Source organism: Aeromonas sp. ZOR0002, from assembly GCF_963866995.1.
GTDB classification, from domain to species: domain Bacteria; phylum Pseudomonadota; class Gammaproteobacteria; order Enterobacterales; family Aeromonadaceae; genus Aeromonas; species Aeromonas caviae.
Genome location: NZ_CAWMFQ010000293.1, coordinates 1 through 16,476, shown reverse-complemented (window position 1 = coordinate 16,476; position 16,476 = coordinate 1). Strand labels below are relative to the sequence as shown.

The following is a 16,476-nucleotide window of genomic DNA, read 5'->3' as shown; positions in this document are numbered from 1 at the left end:
TAAGACAAAAGGCTGCCTCATCGCTAACTTTGCAACAGTGCCGCTTCGCCCGCACCGGCGACACCGTGGTGGTGCATAGCATGGATCGCCTGGCGCGCAATCTCGATGATTTGCGCCGGATCGTGCAAACGCTGACACAACGCGGCGTGCATATCGAATTCGTCAAGGAACACCTCAGTTTTACTGGCGAAGACTCTCCGATGGCGAACCTGATGCTCTCGGTGATGGGCGCGTTCGCCGAGTTCGAGCGCGCCCTGATCCGCGAGCGTCAGCGCGAGGGTATTGCGCTCGCCAAGCAACGCGGGGCTTACCGTGGCAGGAAGAAATCCCTGTCGTCTGAGCGTATTGCCGAACTGCGCCAACGTGTCGAGGCTGGCGAGCAAAAGACCAAGCTTGCTCGTGAATTCGGAATCAGTCGCGAAACCCTGTATCAATACTTGAGAACGGATCAGTAAATATGCCACGTCGTTCCATCCTGTCCGCCGCCGAGCGGGAAAGCCTGCTGGCGTTGCCGGACTCCAAGGACGACCTGATCCGACATTACACATTCAACGATACCGACCTCTCGATCATCCGACAGCGGCGCGGGCCAGCCAATCGGCTGGGCTTCGCGGTGCAGCTCTGTTACCTGCGCTTTCCCGGCGTCATCCTGGGCGTCGATGAACTACCGTTCCCGCCCTTGTTGAAGCTGGTCGCCGACCAGCTCAAGGTCGGCGTCGAAAGCTGGAACGAGTACGGCCAGCGGGAGCAGACCCGGCGCGAGCACCTGAGCGAGCTGCAAACCGTGTTCGGTTTCCGGCCCTTCACCATGAGCCATTACCGGCAGGCCGTCCAGATGCTGACCGAGCTGGCGATGCAAACCGACAAAGGCATCGTGCTGGCCAGCGCCTTGATCGGGCACCTGCGGCGGCAGTCGGTCATTCTGCCCGCCCTCAACGCCGTCGAGCGGGCGAGTGCCGAGGCGATCACCCGTGCTAACCGGCGCATCTACGACGCCTTGGCCGAACCACTGGCGGACGCGCATCGCCGCCGCCTCGACGATCTGCTCAAGCGCCGGGACAACGGCAAGACGACCTGGTTGGCTTGGTTGCGCCAGTCTCCGGCCAAGCCAAATTCGCGGCATATGCTGGAACACATCGAACGCCTCAAGGCATGGCAGGCACTCGATCTGCCTACCGGCATCGAGCGGCTGGTTCACCAGAACCGCCTGCTCAAGATTGCCCGCGAGGGCGGCCAGATGACACCCGCCGACCTGGCCAAATTCGAGCCGCAACGGCGCTACGCCACTCTCGTGGCGCTGGCCACCGAGGGCATGGCCACCGTCACCGACGAAATCATCGACCTGCACGACCGCATCCTGGGTAAGCTGTTTAACGCTGCCAAGAATAAGCATCAGCAGCAGTTCCAGGCGTCAGGCAAGGCCATCAACGCCAAGGTACGTCTGTACGGGCGCATCGGTCAGGCGCTGATCGACGCCAAGCAATCAGGCCGCGATGCGTTTGCCGCCATCGAGGCCGTCATGTCCTGGGATTCCTTTGCCGAGAGCGTCACCGAGGCGCAGAAGCTCGCGCAACCCGATGACTTCGATTTCCTGCATCGCATCGGCGAGAGCTACGCCACCCTGCGCCGCTATGCACCGGAATTCCTTGCCGTGCTCAAGCTGCGGGCCGCGCCCGCCGCCAAAAACGTGCTTGATGCCATTGAGGTGCTGCGCGGCATGAACACCGACAACGCCCGCAAGCTGCCAGCCGATGCACCGACCGGCTTCATCAAGCCGCGCTGGCAGAAACTGGTGATGACCGACGCCGGCATCGACCGGCGCTACTACGAACTGTGCGCGCTGTCCGAGTTGAAGAACTCCCTGCGCTCGGGCGACATCTGGGTGCAGGGTTCACGCCAGTTCAAGGACTTCGAGGACTACCTGGTACCGCCCGAGAAGTTCACCAGCCTCAAGCAGTCCAGCGAATTGCCGCTGGCCGTGGCCACCGACTGCGAACAATATCTGCATGAGCGGCTGACGCTGCTGGAAGCACAACTTGCCACCGTCAACCGCATGGCGGCAGCCAACGACCTGCCGGATGCCATCATCACCGAGTCGGGCTTGAAGATCACGCCGCTGGATGCGGCGGTGCCCGACACCGCGCAGGCGCTGATAGACCAGACAGCCATGGTCCTGCCGCACGTCAAGATCACCGAACTGCTGCTCGAAGTCGATGAGTGGACGGGCTTCACCCGGCACTTCACGCACTTGAAATCGGGCGATCTGGCCAAGGACAAGAACCTGTTGTTGACCACGATCCTGGCCGACGCGATCAACCTGGGCCTGACCAAGATGGCCGAGTCCTGCCCCGGCACGACCTACGCGAAGCTCGCTTGGCTGCAAGCCTGGCATACCCGCGACGAAACGTACTCGACAGCGTTGGCTGAACTGGTCAACGCTCAGTTTCGGCATCCCTTTGCCGGGCACTGGGGCGATGGCACCACATCATCATCGGACGGACAGAATTTCCGAACCGCTAGCAAGGCAAAGAGCACGGGGCACATCAACCCAAAATATGGCAGCAGCCCAGGACGGACTTTCTACACCCACATCTCCGACCAATACGCGCCATTCCACACCAAGGTGGTCAATGTCGGCCTGCGCGACTCAACCTACGTGCTCGACGGCCTGCTGTACCACGAATCCGACCTGCGGATCGAGGAGCACTACACCGACACGGCGGGCTTCACCGATCACGTCTTCGCCCTGATGCACCTCTTGGGCTTCCGCTTCGCGCCGCGCATCCGCGACCTGGGCGACACCAAGCTCTACATCCCGAAGGGCGATGCCGCCTATGACGCGCTCAAGCCGATGATCGGCGGCACGCTCAACATCAAGCACGTCCGCGCCCATTGGGACGAAATCCTGCGGCTGGCCACCTCGATCAAGCAGGGCACGGTGACGGCCTCGCTGATGCTCAGGAAACTCGGCAGCTACCCGCGCCAGAACGGCTTGGCCGTCGCGCTGCGCGAGTTGGGCCGCATCGAGCGCACGCTGTTCATCCTCGACTGGCTGCAAAGCGTCGAGCTACGCCGCCGCGTGCATGCCGGGCTGAACAAGGGCGAGGCGCGCAATGCGCTGGCCCGTGCCGTGTTCTTCAACCGCCTTGGTGAAATCCGTGACCGCAGTTTCGAGCAGCAGCGCTACCGGGCCAGCGGCCTCAACCTGGTGACGGCGGCCATCGTGCTGTGGAACACGGTCTACCTGGAGCGTGCGGCGCATGCGTTGCGCGGCAATGGTCATGCCGTCGATGACTCGCTATTGCAGTACCTGTCGCCACTCGGCTGGGAGCACATCAACCTGACCGGTGATTACCTATGGCGCAGCAGCGCCAAGATCGGCGCGGGGAAGTTCAGGCCGCTACGGCCTCTGCAACCGGCTTAGCGTGCTTTATTTTCCGTTTTCTGAGACGACCCCTGTTTATGCGGCCTTCGAACAAGACTTTGTACTCAACAAACCCGAGTTCAGAGGCAAGCGTCTTGGTCTGAAACGTCATCCTGAATATGCCGGGAAATCAGCGACCTTCTGGCACATGATTTCAACTGGAGAAGTTGAAGCAGAGCGAGAACCCGATTTACGTCGATGCGAACGCATCCGCTGGCCCAAACCCATCATCGAGAATGATAGCGATCCTGAGCTCAAGGTGTGGGCTGAGCCTCGTGGCAAGCTGCAACGCATCCATATCTGGTTTGAAGCGGAAGGCTACCTTGTCGTGCTGGATGATCGCGGAGAATATATCCTGCCGTGGACGGCATTTTTCATCGAACATGAACACGAACGGCGCAAGTACAACAAGCGCTGGAAACGGTATGGGAGTTATTGACTGCTAGGGGAGGGAATTAAGCTGGCCGCGCCCTCCGAAGAGGACGGGGCCGTAACTCCTTCTACGCTGACGCCAAAGGCTGGTAGATGAGATGCGCAAAGTGTAACGGTTACCCCGATGATTAGCAACCGACCGGCTGTATGGCGAAGTAATAAGGCGTGTATGCCGACACAAAGACAGATTCAAAAAAACAACCCCGGCGTAAGTTGCAAAGCAACCAAGAGGCCGGGGTCATGTTGCGGGCAACCTTAAAGAGACGCCCTCTTTCAGTCAAACATTCTTACCCCATTTTGTGACGGATCTGGTGGAGCCTGATGACTTTACTGGCAGCAGTTTCTCACCAAAATTTCACATGTGAAAATTTTCCTGAAAACGCTGTAAGTGCCCATTTTGGGCACTTACAGCGCTCTGTATTTCGTTAGGTCCCCGGTACGCTTTGCATGTTGATGTTTGTTACAGGGAGATCATCTGCATGCGTGAGCAAAATCCGTCAGTTTACAGCGATCCAAACGGGATAATTCTGAAAGAGCTGTATGAGCTGAAACGGTTGGTGATCCAGCAAGGGCAGGGGCAGAAGGAGGTGATTTCTGCCGAGGAGTGTGCCGAGTTGCTGGGGGTTTCTGTCAGCTATGTGTACCGGCTGACCAGTGAAAAGCGTCTGCCGCATTACAAGCCACAAGGCAAAAAGATCTACTTTAAGCGCGTTGAGCTGCTGGACTGGCTGCTCTCCCACCGCATTTCACCGGACGCCGAACTCACTGAGCATGTAACCAAGCGTGTGCGGCAAGCTAGTCATGGGCGGTTGTGAGGCTGTTATGGAACGAGATCTCATCGCATCTCACTGGCCTCAGGATCTCCGGTCGGCTTTTGTTGAACCTCCGAAACCCCTCGATTTTGTCCTCCCGGGGCTGCCGGTGGGCTGCGTTGGTGCTTTGGTGTCACCGGGAGGTGTGGGCAAATCGATGTTGGCATTACAACTGGCAATGCAGATCGCCGGTGGGCCGGATTGGATTGAACTTGGCAAGCTGGGCAGGGGGGCTGTGCTCTACCTGCCTGCCGAGGACCCTTGGCCTGTTCTGCACCAGCGCTTGTTTGCCTTGGGCGGAGGCCTTGATGCTGAACTTCGTGCCAACGTTGAACGAGGCCTTCGTTTGATATCGCTTCAGGGTGCCAGCCCGAATGTGCTGGATAGCCATTGGTGGGAAGCGATTGCTATTTGGGCTAAAGGGGTGAGGTTGATTGTCATCGATACTTTGAGGCGCTTCCACGATGCCGACGAGAATGCGGCCTGTGCCATGACGCAGGTACTAGGTCAGTTGGAACGGCTGGCCATGGGGCTGGGATGCGCTGTGCTGTTTGTACACCACACCAGTAAATCTGCGGCATTCCAAGAAGCTGGCGATCTGCAGCAGGCAAGCCGTGGTTCGTCGGTACTGGTGGACAACGTTCGCTGGCAGGCCTATCTCGCCACTATGACCAAGAAAGAGGCGCAGAAGCTGGGCGTATCGGTAGAGAAGAGCCAGCTTTACGTGCGGTTTGGGGTAAGCAAAAGCAATTATGGGCCGCCACTACCAGAGCGCTGGTTGGTGCGGGGGGAAGGTGGTGTGCTGCACCCCGCTGGTTTGGACGTAATACGCCGGGCTGGAGGTAAACGTGTCTTGCTTTGAATTGACTCATGCCCGGCACGACCATATGCATTGCCTTGCTCCCGGGTTGTTTAGGGCGATCTCGCATGGCCAACGCCGCCGTGACAAGCTGGAGGTGATTTACTGTTTCGGTGGTGGCAATCAGATCGAGTTCTCCGGGCCTGAGCCGTTGGGTGCAGATGACCTCCGTGTGCTTCAGGGGTTGGTTGCCATGGCTGGACTTGAGTCACAAAGTAACGAGATTGAGCCAGTTGCAGTGAGCGAAACTGGGACGATATTGCGAGATCTTCTGGATCTTCGTTGGGCTGCCAACCAGCAAAGGGTATTGGTGGTCAGAAGCAGCCTGCGCAAACTGGCCAAGGAGATTGGATACGCCAATCCTCGGGATACCAATACTGTACGTTGCTGTATCGAGCGATTGTGGAAGGTGTCGGTGATCGCAAAGGTGGCTGGCCAGCGTAGCGGATTTCGCTTATTGGCGAACTATGTCAGTGACACTCAGACTGATGGACTTTTTGTGGCGCTTAATCCCTTGCTGACCTACGCCATTATGGGTAATGGTCGCCATGTTCGTATCGACATGACAGAAGTTCGGCACTTGAATGGCAGCATCGCTCGGTTATTGCATCAGCGGCTATGTGCCTGGGTGGATTGTGGTCAGAAAAGGGCTGTGCAGTTAGACACCTTGGTCGCTTATGCCTTTCCCGATGAGGTCAGCACGGCCACCCATCGCAAGCGGCAATCACGAGTTCGCAAGGCATTGGATGAGCTGACTGCTTTGGGCTGGTCTATCTGCGAACATGCCAAGGGGCGGTTTACCATCGGCCGGCCTGCACTATCACGATAACGGTCACAAACTATCACGAAAGTGGTCACAAAGTTCACGATAACGGTCACAAGCCAATTCAGTGAAACCCAGTTACCGCTTGGGCTGCAGGGCGATCCTGAAATCTGATCTATATTATCTAAGATAATCTAGGCCAGCGTATGGTTGCGCTGGCCTATTTGTTGGCTCTTTCTGGCCATGGTCTCGTCGAGGGGGCTTCTATCACGCCAATACGTTGGGAAAATCGAGCATGGCATCTCTACGCCGTGATTCAAGGATGTCTGCATAGATCTCTGTGGTTCTCAGCTCACTGTGTCCCAGCAAGCGGGAGAGGGCATAGATATCGACGCCGCGGTTAAGCTGGATCACGGCGAAGGTATGACGTGCGCTGTGGAAGGTTACCTTCTTGGTTATACCCGCCAGCAACGCCCACCGGGTGAGCTCCATGTTGTGCCAAGCCGAGTACTTGAGGCCCTTGAAGATCCGCTCTGTTGCCTTGCCTGGGCGCCCCATCAGCTGCATCGCCATGTCATTCAAATCCAGGTATTGCAGGCCGCTGGTCTTTTTCTGGGTGAAGACGATACGGTAATGGCCATAGAAGGGCTCCAGCTCGGCCCAGGTCAGCTTGTGAATGTCGGACCAGCGCAAGCCAGTGCAACAAGAGAACAGAAAGGCGCGCTTAAGAACGTCGTAGCGGCACTCGGCTTGGGCCAGAGCTCGTACCTCGTCTTCGGTCAGGTAAACCCGTTTGTTCTTTTCCCCCTGGATAGCTTTGACACGTCGTACCGGATTATCCGGTAGCAGCCGTTCCTGCTCAGCTTGGTTCAGGGCTGCCCTTAACTTGTTGAAATAGGCACTCTGGGTGTTGCGGCTCAGTGGTGTGCCGCTTTTGGTGCGGGCCTTGTGCATCAGGTAATGCCGAAACCCCTCCAGGAACAGCTGATCTACTTCCTCGAAAGTCAGCTCCGGCAGCTTATGGTACTGGCGTAAATGCTTGAGGGCTGATATCCAGATGGAATGGTTGCTCTTGCTGCCTGCCGCTTTTTGGTCTGTAACCTCTTGGAAGTACTCGAAGAAGCTGGCCTTGTAGGCGTTCGAGAAATCCAGATGGTGTTTACCAGTCTCGTACTCGAAGAGTCGCTTGGCGCGGATAGCTTCGGCTGCTCGCTGGGTTTCTTTGTTGTGGAGCCGCTGTGCTGGGGTACGCGGCTTGTCGTACAGGAAGAGATCCAGGGTCTCTCTGCTGCGTTTGTGCTTGCGGATGCCCGTGGTTGGGTCAAAGTAGGAGCCGGCGTAGTAGGTTAAGCGCAGAGCGCGCTTGCCTTCGGCGTCCGGTGCGCGGTATTCGATGCTGATCTTCATAAGTGTCCCCCAAAAGTACCCCAAGAGGTTACTGTGGGGTACTCTCGGGGTAAATTCTCACGAAACAAGATCAGGCAAGAACAGCCAGTAAAAAACAAAGTCCAATATTTACAATATCTTATGTTCTCACTGGCTGCTTTTTATTGCTGATTTTTCACCACATTACTTGCCGATGCAGAAGCTGGAGAAGATGCGGCCCAGCAGATCGTCGGAGCTGAACTCGCCGGTGATCTCGGACAGGGACTCCTGGGCCAGGCGCAGCTCCTCGGCCACCAGTTCGCCAGCCACATAGACCTCAAGCTGCTCCCTGGCTACCAGCAGCCGTTCGGCGGCGCGCTCCAGTGCGTCCAGGTGGCGGCGGCGGGCCATGAAGCCCCCTTCGGTGTTGCCCTGGAAGCCCATGCAGGCCTTGAGGTGCTCGCGCAGTGCGGGCAGCCCCAGCTCGGTCTTGGCGGAGATGCGATAGACGGCGTGGCCCTGCTCCTGGCTCGGTGCCAGATCCTCGCCGGTCAGGTCCGCCTTGTTGCGCACCACGGTGAGGCCGATGTTTTTTGGCAACCGATCAACGAATTCCGGCCAGATATCGTGGGGATCGACGGCATCCGTGGTGGTGCCGTCCACCATGAACAGCACCCGGTCGGCCTGTTCGATCTCGGCCCAGGCACGCTCGATGCCGATCTGTTCCACCTTGTCCTGGGTATCGCGCAGGCCCGCGGTGTCGATGATGTGCAGCGGCATGCCGTCCAGATGGATGTGCTCGCGCAGCACGTCGCGGGTGGTACCGGCGATCTCGGTGACGATGGCGGACTCGCGGCCTGCGAGGGCGTTGAGCAGGCTCGATTTACCGGCGTTGGGGCGACCGGCGATCACCACCTTCATCCCCTCTCGCAGCAGGGCACCCTGCTTGGCCTCGCCGCGCACGTCGTCCAGCTCGGACATGATGGCGTAGAGGTCACCCGCCACCTTGCCGTCGGAGAGAAAGTCGATCTCTTCATCCGGGAAGTCGATGGCCGCTTCCACATAGATGCGCAGCCGGGTGAGACTCTCCACCAACTGCTGAACCTTGCCGGAGAACTGCCCCTGGAGGGAGTGCATGGCGCTGCGGGCGGCCTGCTCGCTGGAGGCTTCGATGAGATCGGCGATGGCCTCGGCCTGGGCCAGATCCAGCTTGTCGTTGAGGAAGGCGCGCTCGCTGAACTCGCCCGGGCGGGCGGGGCGGATGCCGTCGATCTGCAGGATGCGGCGGATCAGCATGTCGAGAATGACGGGGCCGCCATGGCCCTGCAGCTCCAGCACGTCTTCGCCGGTGAAGCTGTTGGGAGCCTTGAACAGCAGGGCGATGCCCTGATCCAGCGCCTGGCCCTGCTCGTCCCTGAACGGCAGATATTCGGCATAACGCACCCTTGGGAGCTTGCCGAGCACTATCTCGGCGACCCGCTCGGCGGCAGGGCCGGAGACGCGGACTATGCCGACGCCGCCACGGCCGGGGGCGGTGGCCTGGGCCACGATGGTATCTGTTGTCATCTTGCTTGACTCGCTGGTTGGCTGAATGAGTAAGAGGGTGGGGGACATTGTAATAAAAAAGGCGGCCCGAAGGCCGCCTCTTTTGTCATCAGGAAAGATGGGCTGCGCATCAGTTGCGTGAGTGCAGGCCTTTCTTCTCCAGCTGACGATAGATGATGGTCTGCTGGATGATGGAGATGACGTTGCTCACCAGCCAGTACAGAGTCAGACCTGCCGGGAACCAGAGGAACATGAAGGTGAAGATGATCGGCATGAACTGCATCACCTTCTGCTGCATCGGGTCCGTGATGGTGGTCGGGCTCATCTTCTGCAGATACCACATGGAGGCACCCATGAGGATTGGCAGCACGAAGAAGGGGTCCTTCACCGACAGGTCGGTGATCCACAGGGCGAACGGCGCGTGGCGCAGCTCTACAGACTCCATCAGTGCCCAGTAGAGGGCGATGAAGATGGGCATCTGTACCAGGATGGGCAGGCAGCCGCCCAGCGGGTTGACCTTCTCCTTCTTGTACAGCTCCATCATGCCCTGGGACATCTTCTGGCGATCGTCACCGAAGCGTTCCTTGAGCGCAGCCAGCTTGGGCTGGAGCATGCGCATCTTGGCCATGGAGGTGTACTGGGCCTTGGTCAGCGGGAACATGATGCCGCGCACCAGCAGGGTCAGCATGATGATGGCCAGACCCCAGTTCTGGACGAAACCGTGGAACACGGTCAGCAGCCAGTGCAGCGGTTGGGCGATGAACCAGAGCCAGCCGTAGTCGACGGTCAGATCCAGGTGGTTTGCCACCTTGGCCATCTGATCCTGCAGCTTGGGACCGATCCACAGCTTGCCGCTCACTTCGGCCTGCTGGCCGGCAGCGACGTCAACCAGCGGCGCCTTGTAGCCGATGATGGCCTGGTCCTTGCCCGGGATCACGCGGCTGTAGAAGCTGTTGGTGTCGTTGGCATTCGGGGCCCAGGCAGAGACGAAGTAGTGCTGCAGCATGGCGACCCAACCACCCTGGGTGGTCTTGTTCAGGTCGGCATCCTTCATCTCGTCGAAGGTGTACTTCTTGTAGCGGGAGTCTTCGCTGGAGAAGGCACCACCACGGTAGGCACTGGCCACCATGGCATGACCTTCCTGATCCTTCGGCGTGGTCATGGTCTGCTTCAGCTGACCGTAGAACTGTACCTGGACCGGCTCGGCAGACTTGTTGTCGATCTTGTAGTCGACGCCCACGGCGTAATCACCGCGCTTGAGCACGAACTCCTTGGTGAAGACCACACCCTTGCTGTCGGTCCAGGTCATCGGAACGACGACTTGATCCTGACCATCGGCCAGCTGATAGCTGGTCTGGGCGGCTTCATAGGTGGGACGACCCTGGGCCTGGCTGTCCGGACCATTGCGACCGACCAGACCGCTCTGGGCCACATAGAGGTGGGCAGGCTGGCTGGTCAGCAGGGTGAACGGCTGTTCCTTGCCTTCTTCCAGCTTGTGGGCCAGCAGCTCGGCAGAGACGATGTCACCGCCCTGGGTGTCCAAGGTCAATTTGAGCACGTCGGAGGAGACGGTGATCAGCTTGCGCGCGGCGTTACCATTTGCTTGCTCGGAAACCTGAGGAATATCACCGGTCTGACCGGCTTCAGGTACGAAATGTTCGGTTTGGGCCACGGTAGTCGGGGCCGGCTTCGGAGCCTTGTCGGACTCCCACTGTTGCCAGAGCAAGAAGCTCACGAACAGCAAACCGATCAGGAGTAAATTGCGTTGTGATTCCATAGTCTTCAGTTTCTTCGCTTTGGTTGCGGAACCGGGTCATAACCACCCTCGGATAAGGGATGGCATTTTAATAGACGTTTGCTGGCTAACCAAACGCCTTTTATGAAACCGTGAAGTCGGATTGCTTCTATCGCAAATTGGGAACAAGTCGGGGTGAAACGGCAGCGCGGCCCGAGCAGGGGACTAATGATTAGCTGATACAGGCGTATCAGTTTGATTGCTACCCATTGCAACGGCGTGACAGAGTGCGCCATAGCTTTTCCAGTAACTTGAACAGCGCTTCGTTGTCCATCTCCTTCACGCCACCCTTGGCGATCACGACGATGTCGATAGCGGGCAGATTGGCTTGATTGAGGCGAAAACTTTCCCGAACCACTCGTTTTACACGGTTGCGCCAGACGGCACGCTTGAGCGCCTTTTTGGGCACGGCGAGGCCAAGACGGGGGTGTTCGAGGGAGTTGGGGCAAGCAAGAAGCGTAATTTGCGGAGAAGCGGCCCGGACAGGCTCGGCGAAAACGCGTTTGAAGTGTTCGGGAGTTAACAGACGTAACTCCCGAGAGAAGGTGTGCTGGGTAGGCATTAGACTACCAGGCGGGCACGACCCTTGGCACGACGAGCGGCCAGAACTTTGCGGCCGTTGGCAGTAGCCATGCGAGCGCGGAAACCGTGAGAGCGCTTGCGCTTCAGGTTGGACGGTTGAAAAGTACGTTTCATGATTCGATTCCGTATTTCTGTACAGTTTTGATTGTCACACTTAGCCGACGCGCCAGCTATAGCGTGTGACGACTAGCAAAAGAGGCCGAATTCTAAACAGAGTTCAGCTTCTCGTCAATCCGCCGTTCCTTTCCATCTCGCCCCGTTCGTCGACCGAGCGGGATAATCTGGCAGTATCCGGAGGATCAAGGGCCCCGAATTATACTGGCAACCCGGGGTTAAACAAGGATCCCTCAAGAAAAAAGGCGGCCAGGCCGCCAAAGAGAGAGCTATTTAAGTACTTTGCGCAGGAACTCCCGGGTACGGGGATCCTGCGGATCGACCAATATCTGATCCGGCGGGCCCTGCTCCACGATCCGGCCTCCTTCCATGAAGATCACCCGATCGGCGACATCACGGGCAAACTCGATCTCGTGGGTCACCACCACCATGGTCTGGTGCTGGCGGGCGAGCTGCTTCATCAGGCCCAGCACCTCGTCGACCCACTCGGGATCGAGGGCGGAGGTGGGCTCGTCAAACAGGATCACCTTGGAGTGGGCCGCCATGGCCCGGCCGATGCCGACGCGCTGTTGCTGGCCGCCGGAGAGGGAGGCCGGGTAGGCATCCTGTTTCTCGGCGAGGCCGATGTCCTTGAGGATGCCCAGGGCAGTGGCACGAGCCTCCGCCTTCGGCTGTTTCCAGACGGTGATCAGCCCCTCGGCGATGTTGTCCAGCGCCGTCTTGTTGGCGAACAGGGCGTAGTTCTGGAACACGAAAGAGGCGCGTTTGCGCAGTTCGATGGCCTGCTGGTCGCTGGCCTTGGCCAGATCCACGGCGAGGTCATCGATGACGAGCCGCCCTGCATCCGGGGTTTCCAGCAGGTTGAGGCAGCGCAGCAGAGTCGACTTGCCGGTACCGGAGGGGCCGATGATGACGACAATCTCCCCCTTCTTTACCTCAAGATCGATGCCGTTGAGCACCTGATTTCCGTCATAGGCCTTGGAGAGACCCGTTAGGTTGATCATGACAGGCCTCCTTTAATAAGCACGGTTCAGCCGCACTTCCAGCAGATGCTGCAAGCGGGTGAAGAAGATGACCACCACCCAGTAGATCAGCGCCACCGCCATGAAGCTCTCGAAGAACTTGAAGGAGGAGGCCGCTTCCATCTGGGCCTTGCCCATGATCTCCGCCACACCCAGGGTAAACGCCAGGGAAGTGCTCTTGATCATGTCGATGAAGTAGTTCATCAGCGATGGTGTCGCGATGCGGGCCGCCTGGGGCAGGATGATCCGCTGCATCGCCTGCAGCCGGCTCATGCCGATGCTGAGGGCGGCTTCCATCTGGCTCTTGTGGATGCCGAGAATGGCTGCCCGGATCGACTCTGCCATGTAGGCGGCGAAGTGCAGGGTCAGGCCGATGATGGCGGCGGTAAAGGCATCCATCCCCACGAAGATGGGGAAGAGCTGCGGCAGCCCGTAATAGAGCAGGAACAGCTGGACGAGCAGCGGTGTACCCCGGAAGAACGAGATATACAGCATCGCCAGCCAGTGAAGTGCGGGAACGCGAAACACTCGTACTATCGCCAGGATCAGCGACAGTACGAGTGCCAATACGAATCCCCACAGGGCCATTTCCATCGTGGTGCCCAGGTATTTGAGCAGGATGGGAAACAGCCCTAGCGTGTACTCGAGGTCAAATTCCATCATTTATTTGCTGGTGATGTCCGCTGCGAACCATTTTTCGGAGATTTTGGTCAGGGTGCCGTCTTTGCGCATGGCGGTGAGGGCATCGTCAACCTTCTTCAGCACGGCCTGCTTTTCCGGGGTCTTCAGGAAGGGCAGGGCGTTCTCGATGGTTTCGAACGGTGCACCGGCCTGTTGCAGCGGCAGCTTGGATTCCTTGATCAGCTGGGCGGTGGAGACGCGGTCCATCACGAAGGCGTCGATGCGGCCCAGGGCGACATCCTGCTCGAAGGCGGAGTCATAGGTGCGGATGTCGATCTTCTTGTTGGGGTCGTTCTTGCGCAGCAGCTCTTCGAAGTTGGAGCCCAGGTTGACGGCGACCTTCTTGCCTTCCAGATCCTTGATGCCGTGGATGGTGTTGTTGCCCTTGCGGACCACGATCTGGGCACCGTCATAGACATAGGGCTGGGAGAAGGCGTACTTGGCCTTGCGCTCGTCGGTGATGGTGATCTGGTTGGAGATGGTGTCAACGCGGCCGGTTTCCAGCATGCCGAACAGGCCGGAGAAGCTGGCGGTCACGAACTCGACCTTGTAGCCGGTGCGCTCACCGATCTGGTTCCACATGTCCACCTCGAAGCCCTGCAGCTTGTCCTGCTTGACGAAGGTGAACGGGAAATATTTGCCGGACATGCCGACCTTGATGGTTTCCTGGGCGATGGCCTGGCCGGACAGGCTGGCCAGCAGAATGGCGGCGCCGGAAATCAGTTTGATGGTGGATTTCATGGGGATTCCTCTCTCTGTAGTGCTGTATTTTTAGTTGTAATCACGGGTTGGCGCTGATGTTATTGGAATAAAATATAAAAAATAAATGATATTTGGTTATATAAAATAACTATGGTTGCAGCGCGCCATTCTGTCCACATTGCCGATATCCGGCTGTGGGTAACTTTGGGGATGAAATGGGATCCTGGGGCGTTGGATCCTTGAAAGTCAAGGATCTTATTTGCTGGATCCGTGCGGCAGCAACTGGAGATCCGGCCACTAAAAACGTAGAATAGCCGGTCTTTACTTAATCAATTGACGGGAGTCTAGAGTGACTGCTTCGCTATGGCAGCAGTGCCTTAACCGGCTGCAAGATGAGTTGCCCTCGGCAGAATTCAGCATGTGGATCCGGCCGCTTCAAGCGGAGTTGAGTGACAATACTCTGACCCTGTATGCACCGAACCGCTTTGTTCTGGACTGGGTACGCGACAAGTACCTGCTCCGGGTCAACGGCATCATCAACGAGCTGTGCGGAGCCGACGCTCCCACCCTGCGTTTTGATATCGGCAATCGCCCTCATCCCGTCGCGGTCGCCAGGGCGCCGGCCCGTGGTGTCGATCCTGTGAATAACTCTCCCAAGAGCTGGGAAAACAAGGCCGAAAACAAGCCCGAGCCAAACCACAAGAGCAACACCAACGTGAACTATACCTTCGAGAATTTCGTCGAGGGTAAGTCCAACCAGCTGGCCCGTGCGGCCGCCCGTCAGGTGGCCGACAATCCGGGTGGTGCCTACAACCCGCTGTTCCTCTATGGCGGCACTGGCCTTGGCAAGACCCACCTGCTGCACGCCGTTGGCAATGCCATCAAGGATCGCAAGAAAGACGCCAAAGTCATCTACATGCACTCCGAACGGTTCGTGCAGGACATGGTGAAGGCGCTGCAGAATAACGCCATTGAAGAGTTCAAGCGTTATTACCGTAGCGTCGATGCCCTGCTCATCGATGACATCCAGTTCTTCGCCAACAAGGAGCGCTCCCAGGAGGAGTTCTTCCACACCTTCAACGCCCTGCTTGAAGGCAACCAGCAGATCATCCTGACCTCGGACCGTTATCCGAAAGAGATCAACGGGGTGGAAGATCGTCTCAAGTCCCGCTTCGGCTGGGGCCTGACGGTGGCGATCGAACCGCCCGAGCTGGAGACCCGGGTGGCGATCCTGATGCGCAAGGCGGACGAGAACCAGATCCACCTGCCGGACGAAGTGGCCTTCTTCATCGCCAAACGACTTCGCTCCAACGTCCGTGAACTGGAAGGTGCCCTCAACCGGGTGATCGCCAATGCCAACTTCACCGGCCGCGCCATCAACATCGACTTCGTGCGCGAGGCGCTGCGCGATCTCCTGGCCTTGCAGGAGAAGCTGGTCACCATCGACAACATCCAGAAGACGGTGGCGGAGTATTACAAGATCAAGCTGGCGGATCTGCTCTCCAAGCGTCGCTCCCGTTCCGTTGCCCGCCCGCGCCAGCTGGCGATGGCGCTGGCCAAGGAGCTGACCAACCACAGCTTGCCTGAGATAGGGGATGCCTTTGGTGGCCGTGACCACACCACGGTTCTTCATGCCTGCCGCAAGATCGAGCAGCTGAAGGAAGAGAGTCACGACATCAAGGAAGATTATTCCAACCTGATCCGTACCCTTTCTTCCTGATAACGGAACGGAGTGCACAGATGCAGATTGCATGTTCCAGCCTGATCCGAATCCTTTCCTCCCAATAACAACGGAGAGCACAGATGCAGCTCGAAATTAGCCGTGAGGCCCTGTTACGTCCCCTGCAACTGGTGTCCGGTGCCCTGGGTGGCCGGCCGACCCTGCCCATCCTCGGCAACGTCCTGCTCGATGTCAGCAATGGCCTGCTGTCGCTGACCGGGACCGATCTCGAGGTGGAGATGATCGGACAGGTCTATCTCAACAGCGACAGCCAGGATGGCCGCACCACAGTGCCGGCGCGCAAGCTGCTGGACATCTGTCGCGGTCTGCCGGAGGGGGCGGAGATCCGCCTCAGCACCGAGGGAGAGCGCCTCATCATCCGTTCCGGCCGCTCCCGCTTCAACCTGTCGACCCTGCCGGCGACCGAATACCCGAACATCGAGGATTGGGAATCCGTGCTCGAGTTCGACATCAGCCAGCTGGAGCTGAAAAAACTCATCGACGCGACCCAGTTCTCCATGGCGAGCCAGGACGTGCGCTACTACCTGAACGGCATGCTGTTCGAGAGCGAAGGTCACGGCCTGCGTACCGTGGCGACGGACGGTCACCGGCTGGCCACCTGCCGCCGCGAGGTGGTGGGGGAATCGCTGCCCGATCATC

The 16,476-nt window shown here is 58.6% G+C and carries 17 protein-coding genes; 8 read left to right on the top strand and 9 right to left on the bottom strand.

The annotated features are described in order from the left end of the window. The 6 genes from AACR77_RS15835 to repC all read left to right on the top strand — a co-directional run. Positions 1-455 (top strand): recombinase family protein (locus tag AACR77_RS15835; RefSeq protein WP_052224745.1); only part of this gene is annotated, 455 nt, incomplete at its 5' end. Between the two features lie 2 nt (positions 456-457). Further along, positions 458-3,424: a Tn3-like element TnAs3 family transposase gene (locus AACR77_RS15830; RefSeq protein WP_001138064.1), complete on the top strand. Its 2,967-nt coding sequence runs from the start codon at positions 458-460 to the stop codon at positions 3,422-3,424. A gap of 1 nt (position 3,425) precedes the next feature. Further along, the gene (locus AACR77_RS15825; protein WP_047060732.1) at positions 3,426-3,863 is read left to right on the top strand and encodes a hypothetical protein; all 438 of its coding nucleotides are present in this window, start codon (positions 3,426-3,428) and stop codon (positions 3,861-3,863) included. 472 nt (positions 3,864-4,335) lie between these two features. After that, a complete protein-coding gene (locus AACR77_RS15820; protein WP_042878469.1) occupies positions 4,336-4,671 on the top strand; it encodes a helix-turn-helix domain-containing protein in 336 nt (111 codons plus the stop codon). After that, a complete protein-coding gene (locus AACR77_RS15815; RefSeq protein ID WP_320658458.1) occupies positions 4,658-5,530 on the top strand; it encodes a helicase RepA family protein in 873 nt (290 codons plus the stop codon). Before AACR77_RS15820 ends, AACR77_RS15815 begins: the two co-directional genes overlap by 14 nt. Then, entirely contained in the window at positions 5,517-6,356 is an 840-nt protein-coding gene (repC, locus tag AACR77_RS15810) for a replication protein C, IncQ-type (protein ID WP_042878466.1), read from the top strand. The genes AACR77_RS15815 and repC overlap by 14 nt, the downstream gene beginning before the upstream one ends. A gap of 201 nt (positions 6,357-6,557) precedes the next feature. Here the strand turns inward: repC and AACR77_RS15805 are convergent, their stop codons facing one another. The 9 genes from AACR77_RS15805 to AACR77_RS15765 form a co-directional block, all read right to left on the bottom strand. Further along, positions 6,558-7,697 carry a site-specific integrase gene (locus tag AACR77_RS15805; protein ID WP_042878465.1) on the bottom strand — a complete coding sequence of 380 codons (1,140 nt, stop codon included), beginning with the start codon at positions 7,695-7,697 and terminating at the stop codon, positions 6,558-6,560. A 162-nt stretch (positions 7,698-7,859) separates the two neighbouring features. Beyond that, entirely contained in the window at positions 7,860-9,221 is a 1,362-nt protein-coding gene (gene mnmE, locus AACR77_RS15800; protein ID WP_010672278.1) for a tRNA uridine-5-carboxymethylaminomethyl(34) synthesis GTPase MnmE, read from the bottom strand. A 109-nt stretch (positions 9,222-9,330) separates the two neighbouring features. After that, positions 9,331-10,977 (bottom strand): membrane protein insertase YidC, encoded by a 1,647-nt coding sequence (gene yidC / locus AACR77_RS15795; RefSeq protein WP_010672279.1) that lies wholly within the window; start codon positions 10,975-10,977, stop codon positions 9,331-9,333. 5 nt (positions 10,978-10,982) lie between these two features. After that, positions 10,983-11,231: a membrane protein insertion efficiency factor YidD gene (gene yidD / locus AACR77_RS15790; RefSeq protein WP_010672280.1), complete on the bottom strand. Its 249-nt coding sequence runs from the start codon at positions 11,229-11,231 to the stop codon at positions 10,983-10,985. Beyond that, a complete protein-coding gene (rnpA, locus tag AACR77_RS15785) occupies positions 11,198-11,557 on the bottom strand; it encodes a ribonuclease P protein component (protein ID WP_010672281.1) in 360 nt (119 codons plus the stop codon). Before rnpA ends, yidD begins: the two co-directional genes overlap by 34 nt. Further along, positions 11,557-11,691, bottom strand: coding sequence for a 50S ribosomal protein L34 (rpmH, locus tag AACR77_RS15780; RefSeq protein WP_005307156.1), 135 nt, complete (start codon positions 11,689-11,691; stop codon positions 11,557-11,559). The genes rnpA and rpmH overlap by 1 nt, the downstream gene beginning before the upstream one ends. Before the next feature lie 269 nt (positions 11,692-11,960). After that, entirely contained in the window at positions 11,961-12,695 is a 735-nt protein-coding gene (locus tag AACR77_RS15775; protein WP_010672282.1) for an amino acid ABC transporter ATP-binding protein, read from the bottom strand. 12 nt (positions 12,696-12,707) lie between these two features. Next, on the bottom strand, positions 12,708-13,376 hold the full coding sequence (locus AACR77_RS15770) for an amino acid ABC transporter permease (RefSeq protein ID WP_010672283.1): 669 nt from the start codon (positions 13,374-13,376) through the stop codon (positions 12,708-12,710). After that, the gene (locus AACR77_RS15765) at positions 13,377-14,135 is read right to left on the bottom strand and encodes an amino acid ABC transporter substrate-binding protein (protein WP_039040644.1); all 759 of its coding nucleotides are present in this window, start codon (positions 14,133-14,135) and stop codon (positions 13,377-13,379) included. 310 nt (positions 14,136-14,445) lie between these two features. Between AACR77_RS15765 and dnaA the strand changes: the two genes are divergently transcribed. Both dnaA and dnaN read left to right on the top strand, forming a co-directional pair. Beyond that, positions 14,446-15,816, top strand: a complete 1,371-nt coding sequence (gene dnaA, locus AACR77_RS15760; protein WP_039040645.1) for a chromosomal replication initiator protein DnaA — start codon at positions 14,446-14,448, stop codon at positions 15,814-15,816. A gap of 83 nt (positions 15,817-15,899) precedes the next feature. Further along, positions 15,900-16,476: DNA polymerase III subunit beta (gene dnaN, locus AACR77_RS15755; RefSeq protein ID WP_042878464.1), on the top strand; the 577-nt coding region annotated here is incomplete at its 3' end.

Bases quoted from the DNA above. Each gene is read 5' to 3' on its own strand.
- AACR77_RS15830 (WP_001138064.1), top strand. From the start codon at position 458: ATGCCACGTCGTTCCATCCTGTCCGCCGCCGAGCGGGAAAGCCTGCTG.
- AACR77_RS15820 (WP_042878469.1), top strand. From the start codon at position 4,336: ATGCGTGAGCAAAATCCGTCAGTTTACAGCGATCCAAACGGGATAATT.
- AACR77_RS15815 (WP_320658458.1), top strand. From the start codon at position 4,658: ATGGGCGGTTGTGAGGCTGTTATGGAACGAGATCTCATCGCATCTCAC.
- AACR77_RS15805 (WP_042878465.1), bottom strand. From the start codon at position 7,697: ATGAAGATCAGCATCGAATACCGCGCACCGGACGCCGAAGGCAAGCGC.
- mnmE (WP_010672278.1), bottom strand. From the start codon at position 9,221: ATGACAACAGATACCATCGTGGCCCAGGCCACCGCCCCCGGCCGTGGC.
- yidC (WP_010672279.1), bottom strand. From the start codon at position 10,977: ATGGAATCACAACGCAATTTACTCCTGATCGGTTTGCTGTTCGTGAGC.
- yidD (WP_010672280.1), bottom strand. From the start codon at position 11,231: ATGGCGCACTCTGTCACGCCGTTGCAATGGGTAGCAATCAAACTGATA.
- rnpA (WP_010672281.1), bottom strand. From the start codon at position 11,557: ATGCCTACCCAGCACACCTTCTCTCGGGAGTTACGTCTGTTAACTCCC.
- rpmH (WP_005307156.1), bottom strand. From the start codon at position 11,691: ATGAAACGTACTTTTCAACCGTCCAACCTGAAGCGCAAGCGCTCTCAC.
- AACR77_RS15775 (WP_010672282.1), bottom strand. From the start codon at position 12,695: ATGATCAACCTAACGGGTCTCTCCAAGGCCTATGACGGAAATCAGGTG.
- AACR77_RS15770 (WP_010672283.1), bottom strand. From the start codon at position 13,376: ATGATGGAATTTGACCTCGAGTACACGCTAGGGCTGTTTCCCATCCTG.
- AACR77_RS15765 (WP_039040644.1), bottom strand. From the start codon at position 14,135: ATGAAATCCACCATCAAACTGATTTCCGGCGCCGCCATTCTGCTGGCC.